This is a genomic window from Botrimarina hoheduenensis (genome assembly GCF_007859815.1).
GTDB classification, from domain to species: domain Bacteria; phylum Planctomycetota; class Planctomycetia; order Pirellulales; family Lacipirellulaceae; genus Botrimarina; species Botrimarina hoheduenensis.
This window is the reverse complement of record NZ_SJPH01000002.1, coordinates 61,711-83,821: the sequence shown is the minus strand read 5'-3', so window position 1 is coordinate 83,821 and position 22,111 is coordinate 61,711. Positions and strand designations below refer to the sequence as shown.

Annotated in this window: 15 protein-coding genes; 8 read left to right on the top strand and 7 right to left on the bottom strand. The window is 64.3% G+C overall.

Going from position 1 to position 22,111, the window contains the following annotated elements; translation table 11 throughout:
* The 3 genes from Pla111_RS04175 to Pla111_RS04165 form a co-directional block, all read right to left on the bottom strand.
* Complete coding sequence (locus Pla111_RS04175; protein ID WP_146571720.1) at window positions 1–798, bottom strand: methyltransferase family protein; 798 nt, start codon at window positions 796–798, stop codon at window positions 1–3.
* Window positions 799–890: 92 nt separating this feature from the next.
* A complete protein-coding gene (locus Pla111_RS04170; RefSeq protein WP_146571719.1) occupies window positions 891–1,625 on the bottom strand; it encodes a YceI family protein in 735 nt (244 codons plus the stop codon).
* Window positions 1,626–1,942: 317 nt separating this feature from the next.
* Window positions 1,943–3,451 carry a family 16 glycoside hydrolase gene (locus tag Pla111_RS04165; protein WP_146571717.1) on the bottom strand — a complete coding sequence of 503 codons (1,509 nt, stop codon included), beginning with the start codon at window positions 3,449–3,451 and terminating at the stop codon, window positions 1,943–1,945.
* A gap of 238 nt (window positions 3,452–3,689) precedes the next feature.
* On the opposite strand from Pla111_RS04165, the gene Pla111_RS04160 reads away from it, so the two are divergent.
* Window positions 3,690–4,727 (top strand): GH25 family lysozyme, encoded by a 1,038-nt coding sequence (locus Pla111_RS04160; protein ID WP_146571716.1) that lies wholly within the window; start codon window positions 3,690–3,692, stop codon window positions 4,725–4,727.
* Between the two features lie 90 nt (window positions 4,728–4,817).
* Here the strand turns inward: Pla111_RS04160 and Pla111_RS04155 are convergent, their stop codons facing one another.
* Window positions 4,818–5,516, bottom strand: coding sequence for an FHA domain-containing protein (locus Pla111_RS04155; protein ID WP_146571714.1), 699 nt, complete (start codon window positions 5,514–5,516; stop codon window positions 4,818–4,820).
* Between the two features lie 294 nt (window positions 5,517–5,810).
* Window positions 5,811–7,403, bottom strand: coding sequence for a bifunctional phosphoribosylaminoimidazolecarboxamide formyltransferase/IMP cyclohydrolase (gene purH / locus Pla111_RS04150; RefSeq protein ID WP_146571712.1), 1,593 nt, complete (start codon window positions 7,401–7,403; stop codon window positions 5,811–5,813).
* Between the two features lie 676 nt (window positions 7,404–8,079).
* On the opposite strand from purH, the gene Pla111_RS04145 reads away from it, so the two are divergent.
* The 6 genes from Pla111_RS04145 (at window position 8,080) to Pla111_RS04120 (ending at window position 17,900) form a co-directional block, all read left to right on the top strand.
* A complete protein-coding gene (locus Pla111_RS04145) occupies window positions 8,080–9,930 on the top strand; it encodes a S41 family peptidase (protein ID WP_146571710.1) in 1,851 nt (616 codons plus the stop codon).
* Between the two features lie 361 nt (window positions 9,931–10,291).
* Window positions 10,292–11,005: a hypothetical protein gene (locus Pla111_RS04140; RefSeq protein ID WP_146571708.1), complete on the top strand. Its 714-nt coding sequence runs from the start codon at window positions 10,292–10,294 to the stop codon at window positions 11,003–11,005.
* Window positions 11,006–11,353: 348 nt separating this feature from the next.
* The gene (locus Pla111_RS04135; RefSeq protein ID WP_146571706.1) at window positions 11,354–12,907 is read left to right on the top strand and encodes a tetratricopeptide repeat protein; all 1,554 of its coding nucleotides are present in this window, start codon (window positions 11,354–11,356) and stop codon (window positions 12,905–12,907) included.
* Window positions 12,908–13,258: 351 nt separating this feature from the next.
* Entirely contained in the window at window positions 13,259–14,185 is a 927-nt protein-coding gene (locus Pla111_RS04130; protein WP_146571704.1) for a succinate dehydrogenase cytochrome b558 subunit, read from the top strand.
* Window positions 14,186–14,235: 50 nt separating this feature from the next.
* Window positions 14,236–16,242 (top strand): succinate dehydrogenase flavoprotein subunit, encoded by a 2,007-nt coding sequence (gene sdhA / locus Pla111_RS04125; RefSeq protein WP_146571702.1) that lies wholly within the window; start codon window positions 14,236–14,238, stop codon window positions 16,240–16,242.
* 239 nt (window positions 16,243–16,481) lie between these two features.
* Window positions 16,482–17,900 carry an ammonium transporter gene (locus tag Pla111_RS04120; RefSeq protein ID WP_146571700.1) on the top strand — a complete coding sequence of 473 codons (1,419 nt, stop codon included), beginning with the start codon at window positions 16,482–16,484 and terminating at the stop codon, window positions 17,898–17,900.
* A 159-nt stretch (window positions 17,901–18,059) separates the two neighbouring features.
* Here the strand turns inward: Pla111_RS04120 and Pla111_RS04115 are convergent, their stop codons facing one another.
* Both Pla111_RS04115 and ftsH read right to left on the bottom strand, forming a co-directional pair.
* Window positions 18,060–18,239 carry a hypothetical protein gene (locus Pla111_RS04115; protein WP_146571698.1) on the bottom strand — a complete coding sequence of 60 codons (180 nt, stop codon included), beginning with the start codon at window positions 18,237–18,239 and terminating at the stop codon, window positions 18,060–18,062.
* A gap of 53 nt (window positions 18,240–18,292) precedes the next feature.
* A complete protein-coding gene (ftsH, locus tag Pla111_RS04110; protein WP_146571696.1) occupies window positions 18,293–20,347 on the bottom strand; it encodes an ATP-dependent zinc metalloprotease FtsH in 2,055 nt (684 codons plus the stop codon).
* A gap of 487 nt (window positions 20,348–20,834) precedes the next feature.
* On the opposite strand from ftsH, the gene dxr reads away from it, so the two are divergent.
* Complete coding sequence (dxr, locus tag Pla111_RS04105) at window positions 20,835–22,046, top strand: 1-deoxy-D-xylulose-5-phosphate reductoisomerase (RefSeq protein WP_146571694.1); 1,212 nt, start codon at window positions 20,835–20,837, stop codon at window positions 22,044–22,046.
* The last annotated feature ends 65 nt before the right edge of the window (window positions 22,047–22,111 follow it).

Below are 22,111 nucleotides of genomic sequence, written 5' to 3'. Positions count from 1 at the left end.
TCACGCCGCTTGGCGTTGCGGCGCGGGGGTTGCCACGCGGCGTTTTCCGAGCGGTCCGATCCCCACCAACGGATAGCCGGTCACCTGTGTTTGGTACTCGTGATAGGTGTCGCCCAAGTAGTGCTCCAAGCGGCGGTCCTTCAGCCAGCTGCCAACAAAGAGGTAGAGCGTCCACACGCCGGTCAGCACCGCGTGGTCGAGCGTCATGGTCGGCGTAAACCAGAGCAGACCCATGAAGCTCAGATAAACGGGGTGGCGCATCCATCGGTAGGCCCCGCGGGGCGCGAAAGCACGGCGCGGCTGGCTCGTGCCGCGCACCCACGCCAGCCACGGCGTGAGGCCGGTCTGAAACCCGAGCCCCGTCAGATGAAGGCTGTAGGCCAGCGCGATCCAAGACGCATAAAAACCGGCTTCGATCGCGTACCGCACGAACCCCGAAGCCTGCCACAGCATCGGCCCGACTGGTCGCCATAGGAAAATCACCAGCAGCAGCGAGACACAAGTCACACCGGCATAAAACAGCCCGTAGAAGGCGGGACCGATCACGCGGCCCAACCGACGACGCACGGGAGGGTAAAGTAACAGGCTGTGGGGCACCGCGAAAAACAGCGCGAGAAACGTGTCTTGCAACAGCGAACCGCCCCCCATCGCGAGCGCACCGTCTTTCAAAAACCAGAACAGGTACCAGACCGTGACAACAAACAACAGTTGCACGGCAACGCCGATCATGGCACCCGTAACGCGGTGTGCAGCGCGCGAAAAGGCTTCGCCGCGGAGAGGGCTCAGAAGGACTTCCATGTCAATTTCGCAGGTTCAACTCATAAGTAAACCAACGCCGGAGCCGAGCAATCCCTCGCCCGCCAAAGCCCGTGGCGTGTCTCTGACAGCCCCTAGCGAACGGCCGCCGATGTCTGCCCGGCAACTCCCGTCGCCGGGGCGACCCACAGCTCGCCCCATACCGTCATCTCGTCGGCAACGCCGACCGCTCCGAACGCCTTCGAGTACGGCTTGATGCCGTATTCCGATTGCTTCAGCGGAAAGCTGCCGCGCACCAGATTCCAGCCGTTCTTGGACGTTACTTCGGCCAAGAAACTCAGCGGACGCGCGGTGCGTTGGAGAGTGAACTGGCCACTAAGCCGATAGCGCTGCGGCTGACCCTCGACGGTCGGTCGCTCGGGCGTCGCGGAGTCGATCTTGAACACTGCCGTGGGGTACTGCCCAACGTTCAGGACGTCGCGCCCGAGCATGGTCGTCGTGACTTGTTTGCGTGTTGAGTCGGAAGACGACCCCGATAAGCCCACGAGTCGCCGGGCCTGATCCGTGTCGGCCGTAAAGCTGCTCATGTCGAACACCAGTTCACCGGCGTCGCACGTGGCACCGAGGTTCAAGCGTCCGCTCTTAAGTCGGCCGAGCACGCCGTGCTCGTGGCCCAAGCCGGTCTTACCCACCAGGGCAAACACCCGCGTGGAAGGCAGATGGAGGTCACCCGCCGAGTAGCTGATCGGCGTCTGGGCGGTCGCCCGCTCACAGGCCGGGAAAGCCATCGCCAAGGCCATCAGCAGGGCCCGCAAGCGACGCCCTCCGCACGCAGAGTCATGGAAGGTTCGGTTCGATCGAAGACGCATTACATCAAAGCCCTGCTGCTACGGGGAGCATGGGGGAGAGAAGGGCGCTACGCGCGGTATCACAACGATCAAACGATCGTCGGATCACGAGCCGACGGCCTGAACTCTCACCCTGAAAGATTTCACTATCGATAGCGCGAGACTATGAAATCTGGCAGCTTTGGTCGATGCCAGAGCGGCGTCGCAACATTACAATTCCGTAAGGTTGGCCGCTCGTTGCCAGCACCGAGAAGGCGCTTCGGCGGTTCGATGTACGACGGCGCAATGCCTCCCCTACAAGAGGCTCACAGGGGAGATACTGGTGCCCGCAGAGCCCGTCAATCGGCAACCGCGGTGACTTCCGCGGCTTGTTCGGCGAGCCGCTGCTCGGCAGCCGATAGCTCGGGGTTGGGCGTCGCGTCGCCCGGCTGCTTGTTGAGCAGCCATTCGACACCTCCGATCAGCGACGCCTGAAACTGCGGCCGCTCCCACATGTCCTCGCGGTGCCCCAGACTCAGGTACATCACGCGGCCAGCACCGTACTCTTTGACCCACAAGATCGGTACGTGGCGGGACTGCTTGAGCGCGGTCCGCTCCATATCGAGCGACATCAGCACCCGCACCTTTTCGGGCTGCCAGTGCTTGTGCAGATAGATCTCGTCCTTGAACGCAATGCGAGTGCCGCTGGCACCCCAGGGCCGGCTGGCCGGATGATCGCCATCGTGGACTTTGATGACGACGTCCGTATCGGCCGTCCACGGGTGGCCGTCGAACGTTCCGCCGATCATGTCCCAGTAGGGCTCGTAATCTTTGTAGGTGTCGGTCGCCGGATGGATGCCCAGCACCGCGTGCCCCTGCTCGGCGAGCCAGTCTTGCAGAAACCAGGTGAGCGTTTCCGCAGGGATCGGCAGCTTGCCGGTCGAGTAGAAGGCCACCACGTCGTAGTTCGCGAGCAATTCGGGCGTAAAGTCGGTCTCCACGTCCTGCGTGCAATCGACACGGAACGCGCCGCTCTCGATCCCCAGCCGCTGCATGATCTGCTCGGCCGACGACAGCTCGCTCGGCTTGCGGGTGACGGTCGAGTGCCGGAAGCCGGCACTCTGCGTTACAAACAGCATGCGCGCCGGGCGATCGCCGGGCTGCGCCGCAGCGTGATGACTCCGCTCGCGGATACGCACGTTTCGATACCAAACAGCGCCGCCGTGATCTTGCAAGGCAATCCGCCCGCGCTCATTGGCGGCAAACCGATCCCACGCCGCGAACTTGCTCGCCGCGATCCGCTCTTTCCATGTCGTGCTGCCGCGCTCGGCCTCGACGACAAGTTCCCCATTGAGCCAGTGCTCGATCCGCGTCCCCTCGACCACGATGCGGGCGGTGTTCCACTGGTCCGCTGGCTTCGTGGCATCAATCTTTCGCGGATAAAGTCCGTACAAAGCGCCGGCCTGATGGCGGGGCTCGGCGTCGCCAAAACCAGCATCGTCGAGCACTTGATACTCCATGCCGGTCTCGTAAACGTGCGGCTTGTCTTCGCTGGCACCGTAGAGTACGCCGCTGTTGCTGCCCGGAGCAACACGCCACTCAAACTCCAGCTCAAAGTCGCCGAATTCTTGCTTGGTAACCAGATCGCCGCCCGACTCACCCGGGGTAAAGGCAAGCTCGCCGGCCTCGTTGATCTTCCAGGCGGCAGGGAGGTCGGTCCGCTGGTAGCCGCGCCACGCATCGAGCGACGAACCGTCCATCAGCACGACCCAATCCCCCGTAGCAGGCTGGGCCCGGACAACCGCCGGCACGGCGAGCGCTATCACGAGCAGGATCCAGCGAGAAGCGTAGACAGACGGATGCGTCACCGGGGACTCCCTTAAAATGGCGGCGGTCAGAGCCGCGAAACCCTGACAATTCAAGATAGAGCGGCAGTATGACCAGCAACCCCACCGGCGGGCAATCTGCGGATGGGGTCCCTCGCGGCGTTATTTGTTGTGCCCAAACCAAGCGGCTCGGTAAGCTAAAGGGCTGTCGCGGGCCGTTTCGGGCGCGCAAATCAGCCTAAGCTCCCACTTTTAACGTGATTCTTATCCGAGCCCTGTGTTGAGAAACCCGTTGCTATTCCGCCATCGAAGCGTTTCTTTCGCCGCGACGCTGCTGATGGCAGCGGTAACGGGCCCCGCCTGCGCCGACCTGCTGGGGGTCGATGTCTCGACGCACCAGGGGACCGTCAACTGGAACTCCATGAAGAACGCTGGAGTCGGCTTCGCTTTCACCAAGGCGACCGAGGGCGTTGATTTCATCGATACGCGCTTCACGCAAAACATGGCGGGAGCCCGCGCGGCGGGGATCCCGATCGGTCCCTATCACTTTGCCCGTCCCGACTCGTCGGTCGGCACACTGTCCGACCCCATCAAACAAGATGCCGTTAACGAAGCCAACGACTTCGTCGATGCGATCCAACCCTTCTACAACACCAATCCCGAAGCGTATCTGCGTCCGGTGCTCGACGTCGAAAAGCTTCCGTTAACCGCCGAGATCAACACCGTCTCGGAACAACGGCAGTATCTGTCCGACTGGATCAACGACTTTGCCGACGTGCTGATGAATCGCTTGGGCGTCCATCCGATCATCTATCTCAATTCCAATTACGCGATCAACTACGTTAATTCGAGCGTCGCGCAGTACGACTTGTGGATTGCCCGTTGGACTTACAACACCAGCAATCTGCCCGCGGGCGCGAACCAACTCGGCGTGTGGAGCGACTGGGACTTTTGGCAATGGTCTGACAGCGAGTCGATCGGTGGCGAAGCGCCGGTCGATGCCAACCTGTTTCGCGGCACCACGCAGGACCTGGCGGCTTATCTCTACGCGGCCGAACCGCCGCTGACCGGCGACTACAACGGAGACGGCGTCGTTGACCTGGCCGACTACACCAAATGGCGTGACACCTTGCGCCGGGGCAACCTCGATCTGAGCGCTGACGGCAACAAGAGCGGGGCCATCGATACGGGCGACTACGACGTGTGGGCCGCGAATTACGGAGCGACCGCCCCGCCCGCGACCGCGATCCCCGAACCGACTGCCGCGTTGCTCGCCGCGCTAGCGCTCGCCACGGTGTGCCTGCGCGTGCGACCTTAAGGACCCGCTCGGCACGAGCAATGAACGGGGCAGCGCGGTCAGCAGCGGGGAACGCACGAGCCGCCGGTAGCAGTCCGGAAAGTGGGCGGATCAGCCCCCCTCGCCAATCCTTCGCAGGTACTGCGCGAGTAGCGCTTGCAGATCGACGAGTTCCTGCCAGCGTTCACGATCAAAGGGGGTTGGTTCACCCGACTCATCGAGCGTGACTCCCGAGAGCAGCGATCGGCAGCGCAGATGGAAGTACTCGAACAGCTCCGAAACCTGTGCCGCCTGCGCGGGGCTCAGCCCCTCGGGAAGATCGGGTGGCCCGGGCAGGTGTAACGCACTCGGGAAGCGGGCCGAGTCGCCCCAATCAAGCTCGATCGAGATCGATTCGTCGCTATTCAAGTTGCTGCCCGAGGGATCCCGGGCCGGGCCGGTGATCGGCTCGTGCTTGGCGTCTTCCGACACACGCAGGCCGCCGTCCTTGATCGCGTCCACCCGTTCGGCAATCTGCGCGCGTGTGCCGTACAGCAGAGTGCTCTTGCCAACCGCGATCAGGTCGCCGTGCTGGAGGATCCGGAGCTGGGTCGTTTGGCCGTTGACCCGTGTTCCGTTGGTGCTCTCCAGATCGGTGAGCACAATCCGATCACGGTCTTCTTGAATCTTGATGTGGTAGCGACTGATCCGCTCGTCGTTCAGTTGTACGGCGTTCCCCTCTTCGCGACCAATCGTGACCGGGGTCTCGAGGTCTTCGTAAATGACCCCCCGGTCCGCTCCGTCCAACACTTGCAGCGTGATCCGAGCCATCAGCTAGCGATCACACTTTGAAAAGGGAACGGGGAAGCACCTGAGATCCAGCCCCAGGGCGGGACACCTGGGGGCTCGCTAGCAGCTGCGTCGCAAGCCAGTACGGGGCCGGTCACTGTCGAAGGGAGCGCTACCCAGCGAAACGCGCCGCGAGTAAGGGCTCTTTATTTCTTATAACAAGCCCCTCCGCACGCAACAAGCGAACCGCCGCCTTCTTCTCCGAGAAGTGCCGGAACCGGGCCCCGGGGGCGGCGAAACTCGGGGGCGGCGAAACCCACGCCTCGTGCGCGCGCCTCAGTGCCGGAAGTGCCGGCGGCCTGTAAACAGCATCGGCATTCCGCAGCGGTTACAGGCGTCGATCACCTCGGCGTCGCGCATCGACCCTCCGGGTTGAATCACCGCCGCCACGCCCGCCTCGTGCGCCGCCAGTACCGAATCATCGAACGGAAAGAACGCGTCCGACGCGAGCACGGCACCACGGACCCGATCGCCCGCCTTGCGGATCGCGATCTCAACCGAATCCACGCGGCTCATCTGTCCGGCACCAACCCCGACCAGGGCACCACCGCGCGCCAGCACGATGGCGTTCGATTTCACCGCGCGGCAAGCGCTCCACGCAAAACGCAGCTCGGCACGCAGCTGGGGAGTCGGCTTGGTCTGCGTCACACACTCCCAGGCCTCCGGTTCATCGGGCTCGTCATCCGGCGTTTGTGCCAGATAGCCGCCGTCGATCGCCCGTAGCACAAGGCCCTCGCCAGCAGCTGTCGGCACGCCGGCTCCGATCTGGACCAACCGCACGTTGTTGCGCCATTTGGGCTTGGTCGTGAGGATCTCGATCGCTTCAGGCGTAAACGAGGGAGCGGCGATCGCTTCGACAAATTTGCCCGGCTCGGCAAGGCACTCGGCCGCCGCCGCATCGACGGGCGTGTTGAATCCGAGGATCGATCCGAACGCGCTGACCGGATCGCCTTCCCACGCCAGGCGGGTCGCCTCGCCGACGGTCGCAGCGGTAGCGGCACCGCACGGGTTGTTGTGCTTCAGCACCGCCACGCCGGGCGTTGGGAGCAGCTTCGCCGCGGACCAAGCGGCGTCGAGATCCAGCCAGTTGTTGTAAGACAACTCTTTGCCGTGGAGCTGTTGGCCACGCACCACGGCGCTCGCAGGGGCGTCGGCGCGCGCGTAGAGCGCCGCCTGCTGGTGGGGGTTCTCGCCGTAGCGGAGCGTCGCAACCTGATCGAGCGTAACGCTGAGTGAGGGCGGCAGGCGGATGTCGTTTGGTGTCGATTCCACGCCGCTCGTAAGCGTTGCGAAGTAAGCGGCAATCATCGCGTCGTAGGCGGCGGTGTGCTTGAACGCCGCCGCGGCAAGGTCGCGGCGTAGCTCGTCGGACAAGCCGCCTTGCTCGACTTGGCGAGCCACCTCGTCGTACTGGGCCGCTTCCGTAACAACGCCAACGTAGGCGTGATTCTTGGCGGCCGAGCGGATCATCGAGGGGCCGCCGATGTCGATCTGCTCGATCGCTTCCGCGGCCGTCACGCCGGGCCGGGCGACCGTCGCGGCAAACGGATAGAGATTGACAACCACCAGATCGATCAGCTCGACGCCGTGCTCCTGGGCAGCGGCGAGGTCCGCGGGGTCATCGCGGCGGCACAGCACTCCGCCATGCACCCGCGGGTGGAGCGTCTTCACGCGGCCCCCCATCATCTCGGGATAACCCGTGTAATCGGCCACGTCGCGGACCGCGAGGCCGGCCTCTTCCAGCGTGCGGCGACTGCCGCCGGTGCTCAGCAGCTCAACTCCGGCCGCCTGCAAGCGGGTCGCCAAAGCGACCAAGCCGGTTTTATCGCTGACGCTCAGTAAGGCTCGACGGACGGGAGCTTGCGGCATGAAAAGCGGGCAGGGCGGGCGGAAAGAGAGGGTTAAGGCGGGCGGGCGGCTGGGGAGGAACCGCTAGCGGGAGAGCGCAGGACGATAGCATTCCTCGGGCGAGATCGCCAAGAACCACCCCTCGGCTGGCCGCGTAACAGAGCTCGTCACCCCGGGTGACTTTTATCGTGCTGGTTGGGATCAGGCAGGCCCAACGACTGGCGGCAGGACGCCACAACGCCCACTCTCCGGGCGGACCTTACTACCGAGTGGTCGTTTCCGTCCCACACGATTGTGCGGGCGTCACGGAGCCAACCAGAGCGCGTCGCGCGGCCTGTGCGGGTCTTCCGACCCCACGGGTCCGAAAGTCGCAAGAAACTGGGCCCCAGTTTTTTGACCTGGTTTTTTCTGTGATCTATATTCCAGTGGCCCGGTGAGCTAGCGCTCGCCAAATCCACGGAATCGGAAACGCGAAAAAAACTCCCACCGCTCGTTGAGCGATGGTTGGTCTTTTCGCTGAGCTGGGACGCGCCCCGACTCCTCGGCCGTAATCCTCTTCGCGTTCGCCCTCCCCCCGGGAGCCACATCGGTGGCAAGCGGGAACCCCCCGACCGCGAAGCGCCTGACCACCGGAACGACTCGACACCGCGTCGAGCGTGGCCGCTGGTCTCGCACGCCTGCGAGACGGAACGAGCCAATGTCCCTGCGTGTCCTTAACGGCGCTCTGCGCCTCGCCCGCCGCCCCGATCAACCGATCGGCCTCGCGTTGGGCATGTTGTTCCTACTCGCCACTTCGGCGACCTTCGCGCAGCCCAGCCAGTGGCCCGCTCAAGGCACCTCCGCGGGCACCGACGAATCGGTGGCGATCGCCACCGAAGCGCTGCCGCAGCTTGCTGACGATGCCTTGTTGCAGGGCCTGGAGCTTGAGCGCCAGGGCATGTGGGGCGACGCCGCCGCACACTACGAACAAGCGGTTCGGGAAACGCCAGCCGATGGCCGCCTGGAGCGGCGTCTGGATATCGCTCGCCTGCACAGCAGCCTCATGCGACGCTACGCCGACACGAGCTATCGACAGATGGTCGATACGCTTGATAGCCGCGCGGCCCTGGGGCTCTACAGCGAGATCCTCTCGAAAATCGAATCACACTATGTCAGCACGCCCCCGTGGGGTCGGCTAGTCCGCCGCGGTGCGCACGCCGTGGTAATCGCCGCCCGCGACCCTGAATTCGCGCAGCGGTTTGGTGTCAGCGTCTCGGACGAGCAGCTGCAGGGCTTTGCCGCTGAGGTTAACCGGCTGGCACCCAACTCTGAGAGCGTGCGGACCGTAGCGCAGTCACAAAGGCTTGTTGGCCAGCTCGCGGCCGACGCCCAGCGGCGGTTCGGCGGTCCCGGCTCGGCTTGGGTGCTGGAGTTCGTCGCCGCAGCGGTCGGCGGACTGGACAACTACTCTTCGTTCTTGACCCCAGATCAGCTGCGCGACGTGTTCGCTCAGATCGAGGGCAACTTTGTTGGTCTGGGCGTCGAGCTGAAAAGCGATCGGCGGGCCCTGCTCATTGTCCGCGTAATCCCCGGCAGCCCGGCGGCTCGGGCGGGCTTGCAGGCAGGAGACCGGATCGTGGCGGTCGATGGCCGCCCCACCGCCGATATGACCACCGATCAGGCCGCCGCGATGCTCACGGGTGAAGCCGGCAGCATCGCCCAAGTGACCATCGAATCTTCGCGAGCCGGAACGTTTGCCGGTGATAGTGTCGATATCGCGACGCACATCGGTGCCGACCTTGCCGGCCAGCAGCAAGCATCTGCCCGCCAGACGCTCTCCGTCCGCCGCGAGCAAGTGGAAGTCCCCAGCCTGGAACGGGTGCGGATTGTCGATGCCTACAACGGCGTGGCTTACGTCCGCGTGCCGGTCTTTCAGAAGACCACCAGCCGCGACCTCGAATCGACCCTCTGGGACCTGCACAGCCGCGGCATGAAGAGCCTCGTGCTGGACCTCCGCGGCAACCCGGGTGGGCTGCTGACCGCGAGTGTCGAGCTGGTTGACAAGTTTGTCTCGCAGGGGGGGATCGTTTCCACCCGCGGCCGCAGCGCCGGCGAGGACTTCGACTATCGAGCCCATCAGCAGGGCACCTGGCGGGTGCCGCTGGTGGTGCTGATCGATGGCGACAGCGCCTCGGCAAGCGAGATCTTCGCCGCGGCAATCCGCGACAACCGTCGGGGGACGCTCATCGGCGATCGGTCCTTCGGCAAAGGATCGGTTCAGGGAATCTTTCCGATGTCACACGCCGGAGCCGGTGTGCGGCTGACGACTGCCAAGTTTTATTCGCCCGCCGGTCACCCGATCAGCGAGGTCGGAGTGAACCCCGATATCGTCGTGCGACACGCTACGAGCGTGGCCGACGGGCGTGATAATGCGGACAGCCCCCCGTCGCAGACGGTCGGCTACCGGGGCCCCACGGGGGCTCAGGAAGCGATCCTCGGCGGCGAAGCGGCCGACCTTGCCCTGGAACGAGCGATCGAAACCGCCCGGCGGATGACCACGGCCCGGTGAATCGCTCATTAAATCGGTAAGCAGGCGGTCGGAAGCATCGGCCCTCCACGGCAATCGGGGGCGCGGGGCCACGACGGCGGCTGTTGACGGCCGACAGGCAGGCAACGATATTAACGGGGCTTAGAGTTTAACCCCCGGGAAAGAATGGCCACGATGGCCACTCTGCGGCGGTTGCTGTGTTCTTTCTGGCGTCGAGCCGTTGCGACCCTGGTGTCGAGGGCTCGGTCCCCAGGCGGTTCCGCAAGGAGCCGCCAAGAGGCGTTCGCCCGTGGCGTCCGCCGGCCTTCCGATCATTTTCTGCGTAGGGCAGGGCTCGACAACCGAGCCGATCGCTCCACACCCGACAAGAATAAGTCGATCTATGCCGAAGCCCCGCGACGAAGAAGACGACCTCTTTCACTCCGAAGCGGACGTGGAGTTCGTTGACGACGACGCCAAAGCCAAGCCCAAGCGCAAGGTGGCCAAAAAGAAGGCTGTCAAAAAGAAGGTTGCCAAGAAAGCTGCGCCGAAGCGAACCAAGAAAGTAGCGCGCGAACCCGCTCCGGAGTCCGCGGCCCCTGCGGACGACCAAGCCGACGCGGACGACACGCCGGAGACTGAATCGGCTCGCCCCCGCCGGCCGCGTCGCAAAGCGGTTGCCGGTGCCGATGTCGAGATCGCACCGCGGAAGAAAAAGCCGGCGGTCCCCAAGAAGACCAAGAGTTCTGCCGGTGGGTTTGGCGCAGGGCTCGGCCTGGAGGATGATCCGGCGACCGCGGCAGCGGCACCAACCGCCAAGCCGACCGAGGACCTTACCGCTGCGCAGAAAGGCCAAACCGCCAGCGAAGAGGCGTCTGATCAGGAAGCTCAGGCCGAAAAGAAGCCAGTCGCCGACGAGTACGGCCGGCCCGAGCCGCTGGCGAACTACGTAGTTCATGTCTACGAGTTGGGCCGTCACAAGCGGACCATCGAGCGCGACTTTACTCCCGAGCATGCCGAGGCTTATGCGCGTGAGTACTCACGCACCGCGAAGCACTACGGGCGCTCGGCGGTTGCTGGCAAAAAAGATACCCAGCCGGCCAAGACCCTGGACTGAACCGGTCGAAAGATCAGCCGAACTCGGCGGTTCGGCCGGTCTCGTGGCCGGGCGACCGCTTTGACCGGTAACACGAGCGTGTTCTGTAACCGGCCACTGCCCTCAGGGTATCGCTCTGCTGTGTCGCGAACGGGCGCGGCGCGATCCGCGTAAGCCCTACGGGCGTCGCAATCGCCTCGCGTGGGAACCCCACCCCGGCGGATCGCGTCTCTAGCGACGGCATGGCGTGTTTTTGCATGCTACGTTCGGGTGTTGAGTGCGCCGGAAGCATAGCGGTGTTCCGCACCCCTGCGCCATCCTTGAGCGCCCGACGGCATTAGTTACCCCGTGACCAACAGGCGACGCGGCATGAACGGTTTTCTTCGTTTCACTCGGACCACGCTTCTGATCATCGCAACGTTTGGCCTGTGCCAAGCCGCGAATGCCCAGGAGGATGAAGTTCCTACGGAAGATGGCCAGGTCTCGGCCCAGGCGATCGTGGATGCGGGGCGCGAGCAATTCAACGCCGGCGAGTACGAGGCCGCGGTGAATTCGTTCACAACGGTTGTCAACGCGCTGAAGTCGCGCGGCCCCTCGCAAGAGTTGCTACAGCTGCTGGTGTTCCGGGCCAAGGCCTACGCCCAGCTGGAAGAATACGAAGCGGCGCTGGGCGACCTGAAGGAAGGCCTCACCTACGCCCAAGGCAACCCCGCTATCGAAGCCGAGATCCGCAACACGCGCGGTGAGGTCTATATGGAGGCGGGTGCCTATCAGCTGGCTTTGCCGGACCTGCAGTCGGCGGCCGCCGCCGATCGGGCGAATGGCCAGTACCAGTTCAACCTGGGCAAGGCGGAAGTCAAGCTCGGCTTGTCGGAGCCCGGCGAGAAAGCGCTCACCAAGTGGCTTGAATCAGGTGAAGACCTGCCCGAGCAAAAGGCTGAGGCCCTCATGCTGCGTGGCCAGGCTTACGCCTCGCTAGCCAAGTACGACAAGGCGCGGGCCGATCTCGCGGCCTCGCTGGCGATCGATTCCAACGAGCACGAGGTTTACTTCACGCTGGGCTCAATCGCGTTGCAAGAAAAGAACTACGCCGAGGCGGCCGAGCAGCTTTCTCTGGCAATTAAGAACTACACGCCCGAGGACGAAGACGACACGCTGCCGTTCGTCCAGGGGCATCTGACCCGCGCCTTCTGTCTAGAAGAACTGGGCAAGGAGCAAGAGGACCAAGCCGTTGCCGTCGGGCACTATCAAGCCGCGGCCGCGGAGTGCCAGCAGCTGATCAACGAGCTGGACGAGGACAATCCGGAGCTGGGCGGTTCGCGATCCGCGGCTTTGTTCCGTCTGGGTGTGGTCCAGCGTCTGCAGGGAGACTACGCCGACGCGATCCGCTCGCTATCCAAGGCCATCCAAATCAATCCGGCGTTGGGCGAGGCCTACTTCCGTCGAGGTATTTGCTTCTTCTATCAAGGAGAAGAGCTGCTCGCGATTCGTGACTTCGAGCAGGCGGCTGGCATCAATTTCGACAGCCCGCGCTCGAACCTCTGGAAGGGAATGGCCTGGGCCAAGCTGAACGACTACGACGCCGCGATCCGCGCCTATGGCGAGGCGGTGGCGGTCAGTGACCGCTACGTTCCGGCGTTCGTGAATCGCGGTCTGGCGCACCTGCAGCAACGCGACTTTGAAAAAGCGATCGGCGATTTCAACGAAGCGATTCGGCTGCAACCGACCGAGGCGACTCACTACTATCGCCGTGGCCGCGCTTACTCGCTGTCGGGCGACCGCGAGGACGCTATCCAGTCTTACATGAATGCGGTGGCGTACGACGGCAACCTGCGTCCGGCCCTGCTAGCCCTGGCCGACGAGCTCGAAGCCAACGGCCAGCGGGCCCTGGGTGCCGAGTACCGCAGCCGCGCCGGAGAGTAAGCCCGCACCGCGCGGACATTCGATCATCTGACCGAACGGGGGGCGGCTGACGCCCCCCGTTTTTGTTATTGGTGGCGGATCGGGCCGCGACCACGCTAAGCGGCGTGAGCGCCGGGCAGAATCAGCGGCCCCCTGAGCGGCCCTGATCAGCGGCCATAAGCGGGCAGCATTCTGCCGCGGTGGGCTTTGGCAAGCGGGGGTGGTCCGTTGCGACCAAGCCGCCGTAGCTCCTATACTCGGCAGCATTAGGCTTTGTGCCCTGCCGCCGGGGGTTAAGCGTCGCGTGAGCGTTCGGTTGCCTCTCGTCCGCCGGGCCCTGGCGGTACCGACGTTTACCCCGAGAGGCTCTCCATGGCGGCTGCTTCGCCGTCGTTCCTGGAGCGGAACGAATTTCTGATCCGGCGGCTCCACTCGCTCACCGGCCTGGTTCCGGTCGGGGCGTTTATGTGCGTTCACTTGTCGGTGAATGCTAGCGTGCTGGACAGCCCCCAAACGTTTCAGAACAACGTCTACTCGATCCACGCGCTGGGGAGCCTGCTTCCGCTGGTCGAGTGGGCAACCATCTTCCTGCCGCTGATTTTTCATGCCGTGATTGGCGTGTGGATCATTAAGTCGGGGCTGCCCAACACGAGTGCCTACGCCTATGGCGGCAACATCCGCTACACGCTGCAGCGTGCCAGCGGCATGGTCGCGATGGTGTTCATCCTCTACCACGTGTTCCACATGCACGGGTGGTTCCACGCCGATTGGTGGCTGGCGCTGGCCGAGCCGCTGGGCGGCCACCAGTTTCGGCCGTACAACGCCCCCTCGACGGCGGGGGCGGCGTTGCAGAATCCGCTGATCGTCGCGTTCTACGCCGTCGGCATCCTGGCCAGCGTTTTCCACTTGGCCAACGGCTTGTGGACGATGGGCATCACCTGGGGCGTCTGGACCAGCCCCAAGGCCCAAAAACGGGCACTTGCTGCTTGTGGTGTGTTCGGAGTCGCGTTGCTTGCGGTTGGGTTTAGTGGGCTGGGGGGCATGATGGCCGTGGGGTCTGGCGAAGCCTTCGACGAATCCCGCGCTGCGGAAACGAAAATGTTCGAGGCCCGCGTCGAACAGGGGCTGGTCTCACCCGATTCGCCCAAGTGGATCGAGAACCACCCGGTTGGCGGTGATCACGCTGAGGCGCATCCCTCGGATTACGATCTTGCCGACGAGGATCTCGCCGAAGACTCCAGCACACCTGATGCGGCGCAGGCCGAGGGCACGCCCGCTGAAACGCCCGCCGCCCCGTAACGCCTTTACGACTCGCACCGAACACCGTTCAACTCTCAAGGTTTTCTGTTATGGCCGAGCAAAGTGTCCTGGTTGTTGGAGGCGGTCTGGCGGGACTGGCCTGCACAATGAAGCTGGCCGAGATCGGCGTGAAGGTCGATCTGATGAGCCTCGTGCCGGTCAAGCGCTCGCATAGCGCGTGCGCGCAGGGAGGCATCAATAGCGTCAACGAACTCACCCGCCAGCAGGGCGACAACGAGTGGCTGCACCTAGACGACACGGTCTACGGGGGCGACTTCTTGCAGCACCAGCCGCCGGTCAAAGAGATGGCGTACTGGGCCCCGAAGATCATCGACCTCATGGACCGCCTCGGCGTTCCGTTCAATCGCACGGGCGAAGGCTTCCGCGATCAGCGCCGGTTTGGCGGCACGCTGTTCAAGCGGACCTCGTTTGCCGGTGCCACGACCGGCCAACAACTGCTCTACGCCCTGGACGAGCAGGTCCGTCGGCGTAAGGCTGAAGGACTGGTGAAGATGTGGGAGGGCTGGGACTTCCTGGGCCCGATCCTCGACGAGGACGGGCGGTGCCGCGGCGCGCTCGCGCAGAACCTCGTAACGATGCAGATCCGCTCGTTCAAGGCAGACGCCGTGGTGGTCGGCTCGGGCGGCTGTGGACTGCTCTATGGCCGGAGCACGATGTCGATGGCGTGCAACGGTTCGGCGGCCAGCCGCTGCGTACAGGCCGGCGTGAAGTACGCCAACGGCGAATTCATCCAGGTACATCCGACCGCTATTCCCGGTGCCGATAAGTGCCGCCTGATGAGCGAATCGGCCCGCGGCGAGGGCGGCCGCGTGTGGGTGCCGCGCAAGCCCCACGATTCTCGTCGGCCCGCCGACATCCCCGCGAGCGAGCGTTACTACTTTCTCGAAGAGCGCTATCCGGAGTACGGCAACCTCGTGCCGCGCGATATCGCAACGCGTGAGATCTTTGACGTGTGCGTCAACGACGGCCTGTCGGTCGAAGCCGACAAGCAGTGTGTGTACCTCGACCTGACCCACATCCCGCGCGAAGAGCTGGACCGCAAGCTGGGCGGCATCCTGAACATCTACGAGAAGTTCCAGGGCGTCGATCCGCGCGACGAGCCGATGAAGATCTTCCCGGCGGTTCACTACAGCATGGGGGGCCTGTGGGCGGACTACGCCCGCGGCAAAGACGGCGGGCTCGACCCCGCCAACCCCCGCAACCACCAGACGAACGTGCCGGGCCTCTACGCCATCGGCGAGTGCGACTACCACTATCACGGTGCCAACCGACTCGGTGCCAACTCGCTGTTGTCGTGCATCTTCACCGGCCTGTTTGTGGCTCCGGGCATCCAGAAGATGCTGGGGTCGCTGGGTGCCGCGTCTACCGATGCGGCGTTCGACTCGCTCCATCAGAAGTCGCTCGCCGACCAACAAGCCAAGCACGACGCGATGGTAAACGCGGCCGGGGCGGGCGACGAAAACCCCTATCAGATCCACCACGAGCTGGGCGAAGAAATGACCCGGGCCGCGCTGGTGGTCCGTCGCAACGACCAGATCGAAGCCGGTCTGACGAAGGTCAACGAGCTGTGCGAGCGAGCGCAGCGCTGCAGCCTGTCGGACACCGGGGCGTGGACTAATCAGAACGTGGTCTTCACCAATGCGCTGCGCGACATGTTCCCGCTGGCCAAGGCGCTGCTGAAGGGTGCCCTGGCCCGCGACGAATGTCGCGGGGCCCACTTTAAGCCCGACTTTTCGATGCCCGGCATCGAGGCGACCGACCCGGGCGAACGCCGCCGCGAGGCCGAGGCGTGGTGCGACGCTTTCGAGGCCAAGAACGCCAAGTGGCTCAAGTCGACGATCGCCTCGTTCGACAAGCAGGGCGAACCAACCCTGAGCTACGAGGAAGTTGATACTTCATTGATCCCCCCCCGGCCCCGTCTGTACGGCTTGGTAGGAGCCGAGATCATCGACGAGGTCTGGAAGGAACGCCAAGCGGCAAAGGATGCGGCTGCTGCCGCGGGTCAGGGTCGCCCTGAGCTTGCCGGAGCTTCTTGAGCTAGCCTCGCGGCTTTTGCAGGTTACGCGACGAGCCGACGGCGGTGCCCCGCTGAAACACCAGCTCTGCGCTAGGCGGGGAGGTTACTCCGCGCGTGCGCATCGGTTGCCAGCAGCCCGTTGCCGATCCGTCGCATGGGAGCCAAGATAAGCTCGCCCCCGTCCGTGCCGCCTGTTGCGGCCGTGCGGACAGGCCGGTGGCATATCTTTTTGGTTCTTTCCCTCCTCAGGCGGCGACGATGACTCAGGCATCGCGTTTTACGGCGCTTACCGCGACGGCACTCTTGGCGTTTTTGGCAATCGGTGGGGCGGCTTCCGCTGAGCCTCCGACGCTCGAAGAGGTTGCCGCCGGGGTCGAGGCCGCCAGCCTCGCAGGCCACAACGCCTGGATGCTCACCAGCTGCGCGCTGGTGCTTTTCATGACCGTGCCCGGCCTGGCGATGTTCTACGGCGGCCTCGTGCGGCGCAAGAACGTGCTGAGCGTGCTCATGCAGTGCCTGTTCCTGATGGGCATGATGACCGTCGTGTGGGCCATGTATGGCTACAGCCTAGCGTTCGGCGGCAACGATAACGGCGAGAACCCGTACATCGGCAACGACCAGTACATGCGGATGGCGGGCGTCTCGCGCACCTGGGACGAAGCCGCCGGTGTGGCAATCGAACCGATGTTCGCCGACTCGATCCCGCTGCTAACGCACATGGTGTTTCAGGGGATGTTCTTCATCATCACCCCCGCGCTCATCTGCGGTGCCTTTGCTGAGCGGATGAAGTTTTCGGCGATGGCGCTGTTCTGTCTGCTGTGGGGCACGTTCGTCTACTGCCCGTTGTGCCACTGGGTATGGGACGGCGGAATCTTGGCCTTCGGCGGTGAGAAGTCGTGGGGGGGCGGAGCCCTCGACTTTGCCGGCGGCACCGTGGTTCACATCAGCTCGGGCATTTCTGCGCTGATCTGCGCGCTGATGATCGGGCGTCGCAAGGGCTTCGGCCACGAAGACATGCGGCCCCACAACCTGACCTACACGGCGATCGGGGCGGGCATGCTGTGGGTCGGCTGGTTCGGCTTCAACGCCGGGAGCGAGCTGCTGAGCGATCACCTGACCGCCAGCGCGTTTGTCGTCACGCACTTTGGTGCTGCTGCCGGCGTGCTGGCGTGGGTCGCCTACGAGTGCCTCACGCGCGGCAAGCCGAGCGTGCTGGGTGCCGCCTCGGGCGCGGTAGCCGGCCTGGTGTGCGTCACTCCAGCGGCGGGGTTTGTTTCGCCGATGTCGGGGCTCGTGATGGGTGCCGCGGGAGGGTTTGTCTGCGCCTGGGCCGTGGGTGTAAAGAACAAGTTGGGTTACGACGACGCGCTGGACGCCTTCGGCGTACACGGCGTCGGCGGCACACTGGGCGCGATCCTCACCGGCGTGTTCGCCACCCGGGCCCACTGGGACATCGCGGAGGGCAAGCCGCTCGGCCTGCTCGAAGCGAGCTCGTACGGCGAGTCAGTCATGGGGGGCCAGCTCTGCGCGACGGCGGTAACGTGGGTCTTCAGCGTGGTCGCGACCTACGTCCTGCTGAAGATCGTCGATATCACGGTCGGCTTGCGCATCGACGAAGAAGGCGAACGCCGCGGCCTGGACATCGTCGACCACGAGGAAGAGGGGTACCTGCTGTAAGGCGGCTTACTTCAGTCGCCGAAAAGGCTTTAACGGGCAGCACCGACGTTCGGTCGCGTTAGGCGATGCCTGCCGACCGAATCGCGTCGGCCGGCTGTCGGTGTCGCTGACAACAACAGGCGCTCCGCATGGCTACTGCTCCCTGCTTGAGCGGTTCTCCTATGTCTCACTTTGCCGTTGTAGCAAGTGCCAAACGACGGCGATCACCACGGCTGTAGCAACGACCGCGACACCAACGTGTGGTCGCTCAGCGTAGAACGCGACACCGTCGTGCTCAAAGAAAAACAACCAGATTTCGTGCAGGAAGTCGAATAGGCACCAAGCCAATAACAGTCGCAACGCACAAGTTCGCGTGAGGTGCCCGCGATCCTCTAGCGGATCATCTGAAGCCTTCACCCCTCGGCGGCTTCGCCGTCTGCCGGCTTTGCCGCAGCGGGGGTGGCGGGGGCCTTTCGCTCGGCATCGGTGCCCGGCACGATCTTGGGTTCGGGGCTTGCCTGCTGGATCAGCTCTTCCAGCTGCTCCGAGTCGATGACTTCCTTTTCCAGCAGCGCGGCGGTGACCGCGTCGAGCGCCGGGCGGCGGCTGGCGAGGATGTGCCGCGCGGCTTCGAGATTCACGCTGAGGATCCGTTTGACTTCTTCGTCAATCTCGCGGGCGGTCTGCTCGCTATGGTTCGAGGCACCGCCGCCCTCGCTGCCTAAGAAGCCGTTGGAACGCTCGCGGTAGTTGATACGGCCCAGACGGCTCATGCCGTAGTCCATGACCATGCTGCGGGCCGCTTCGGTGGCGCGCTCCAGGTCGTTGCTTGCGCCAGTGCCGATGTCGTCGAGCACCAATTCCTCGGCGAGCGTGCCGCCGAGCATCACTTGGATGCGGCTCTCCATCTGGCTGCGGGTCATCATGTAACGATCGTGCTCGGGCCGCTGCTGCATGTAGCCCAGCGCGCTCAGACCGCGGGGGATGATCGAGACCTTGTGGACCGGATCGGTGTTGGGCAGCGAGTAGGCAACCAGGGCGTGACCCGCTTCGTGGACGGCGAGGCGCTGCTTTTCTTCGTCCAACATGATGCGGCTTTTCTTCTCCAAGCCGATGCTGGCACGCTCGACGGCCTCGTAGAACTCCACCTTGCCAACGAGGTCCTTGCCGTTGCGGGCGGCGAGCAGCGCCGCCTCGTTGACCATGTTCGCCAGGTCGGCACCGACGAATCCGCTGGTAATGGCGGCGAGGGCTTTTACATCGACATCGCTATCGACTTTGATCTTCTGCAGGTGGACTTCGAGGATCTCCTCGCGGCCCGACACGTCGGGGCGATCAACCAGCACATTGCGATCGAACCGTCCGGGACGGAGCAAGGCGGGGTCGAGCGTCTCGGGCCGATTCGTCGCGGCCATGACGATGATGCCGCTGTTGCTGCCGAAGCCGTCCATCTCGACGAGCAGGGCGTTGAGCGTCTGCTCACGTTCGTCGTGGCTGCCCATGGCACCGTTGCCGCGTGTTTTGCCCAGAGCGTCGAGTTCATCGATGAAGACGATACACGGCGCACGCTGCTCAGCCTGCTGGAACATGTCGCGCACGCGCGCGGCACCAACACCGACAAACATCTCGACAAAGTCCGAACCGCTGAGCGAGAAGAACGGCACGCCCGCCTCGCCGGCCACCGCCTTGCTGAGCAGGGTTTTGCCGGTGCCGGGAGGACCGACCAGCAGCACCCCCTTGGGGATCCGCCCCCCCAAACGCTGATAGCGTTCGGGGTTCTTGAGAAAGTCGACAACCTCGCGCAGCTCCTCGACCGCCTCTTCGATCCCGGCAACGTCGTCGAACGTCACATCCAGGTCTTCTTGGGCGACGAGCTTGCCGCGGCTGCGTCCGAACGCCATCGGCGAACCAGCACCGCCCAGTCGGCGGAGCATGAAGATCATCAGGCCCACGAAGAGGGCCGTCATCAAGAGCGTCGGAGCCCAGTTCAGCAGCGGGCTGGGCATCGAGGCGTTGTCGTAGGGGATCTCGGCATCGCGGAGCATCGGGCCGACACGGTCGTTGTTCGGGTTCCAGTTGACGCGGAAGCGAACCGTCTCGGGCTTGGCAACCACCGGTTTGCCGTCGGCGGACGGCTCGGCGGCGGTACCGTCGGCCCCGCCAAGGATCAGCCGATCGACTTTGCCGGTAACCTGTCGATCGTCAACGACAACCGCTTGCAGATTCGAGAGCTTCACCTCGCGCGGCGGATCGACCGTTCGGTCGATCATGGTCGTCACGCCCGACTTCTCCGCGACCAGCTTTTCGAAGGTCGACCAGGGGATCTCGACGGCTCCGGGACCGCCCAGCAGCGTCACCAAGAGCATCAAACTGACCCCGACCGCCAGCAGATACCAAATAAAGTTGCCGCCTTGGGGAGCGGACTTCTTGGCGTCGTTCTGGGGCGACTCGGGCGTGGGCTGGCTCATAGGTTCGATGGATCGAGGTTCGGTGGTCGTGACGTAACCCGGAGCGTGTCAACCGGAGCGTCGCTGTGGCGGGGGGTTCCGAAAGCTTACCGCAGCCATCACCAAGGCCCTCACCCCCCGGGTCTCTGCTGGCTCAACGCAAGCGCGGCCGGTTCGGTTCGGTAGGGGCGAACGCGGTTCGCCTTGCCGGAGACTGCGAGCAGCCTTAGAATCGCCTGCTTACACGCTGCAAAGTTAAGCCTAGCAAGAGATTAGCGCACGAGTAGCGGTCGCTGGGGGGTGCCTGGCAGCTGCTGGCATGCTCTGACTCTCCGCATCCGCGTAAGCCTCCCAATCGGTTCGCTTCGAGGCTCTTGGTGAGGGGTCGCGAACGACCGTCTGCTGGCAGTCGCCCAGGAATCGGCCCCGCTGCGTCGCTCAGCTTTTTCCGCTCGGTCGGCCCGTCCGCTCGTTCTTTCTCCGCATCCCTTCCTCGTTGGCACCGGCCATGGCTGCTTCTCTCAGCGACTCACCGCGCGGCGTCGCCGTGTTTGGCTCGACCGGCAGCATCGGCCGCAACGCCCTGGAGGTGATCCGTGCGAGCCGCGGCCGATTGCGTGCGGTAGCGATTTCAGCCCACCATCGGCTGGATCGTTTGGAAGAGCAGGCGCAGGAGCTGGCACCACGGTTTGTGATCGCCACCGACCCGCAGGCCGCTGCCGAGCATGCCTGGAGCGGCCTGCCGAAGAACACCGAGCTGCTCGTCGGCCCCGAGGCGCTCGAGCGGGTCGCGGCCGATGCGGAAGTCGACACGGTGCTAGCAGCCATTGTCGGCAGCGCGGGCCTGCACAGCACGCTCGCCGCGTTGCGGGCCAAGAAGCGTGTTGCGCTGGCGAACAAAGAAACACTGGTGATGGCTGGCCCGCTGGTGCGGCGTATGCTTGACCAACCAACGAGCTGCAAAAACGCGGCCCTGGCCAATGGCAAAGTCGCCGAGCTGATCCCTGTCGATAGCGAGCACAGCGCGATTTTTCAGTCGCTGGGTTGCGGCAAGGGTTCCGAGGTGGAACGCATCGTGCTCACCGCCAGCGGCGGGCCGTTCCGCACCTGGTCGCGCGAGCAACTGGCCCAGGTGACGATCGACGAAGCGCTAGCGCACCCCACCTGGGACATGGGTCCCAAGATCACGATCGACTCCGCCACCATGATGAATAAGGCGCTCGAGGTGATCGAGGCGCGGTGGCTGTTCGATCTGCCCGTGGAGAAGATCGGCGTGGTGATTCATCCTCAATCGACGATCCACTCGATGGTGGAATACGTCGATGGCTCGATCGTTGCGCAGCTCGGCCCCCCCGACATGCGGTTGCCCATTCAGTACGCCCTGGACTATCCGCAACGGCTGCCCGGACCGGCCGAGAAACTCGACTGGACCCGACGCCATCACCTGGACTTCGAGCCCGCCGACTTCGATCGTTTTCCGGCTCTCGAACTGGGTTTCCAGTGCGCTGGTGCGGGGGGCACTAGCGGCGCGGTGCTGAACGCGGCGAACGAAGCCGCGGTGCAATCCTTCCTGGAAGGGGAGTTGCACTTCACTGAGATCGTGCCCGCCTGCCGGAGCATCCTCGAAGCGCACGATCACGATGCGAATCCGACCCTCGATCAACTAGTGGAGCTTGACCGATGGGCACGTGAAGAGATCCACACCTGGGTGTGCGCCTAGCGGACGTCCGGCTCATCGGCGGGCTCCGTGCCCGACTGCCAACCCCTTGCTCTCACACGCTGCCC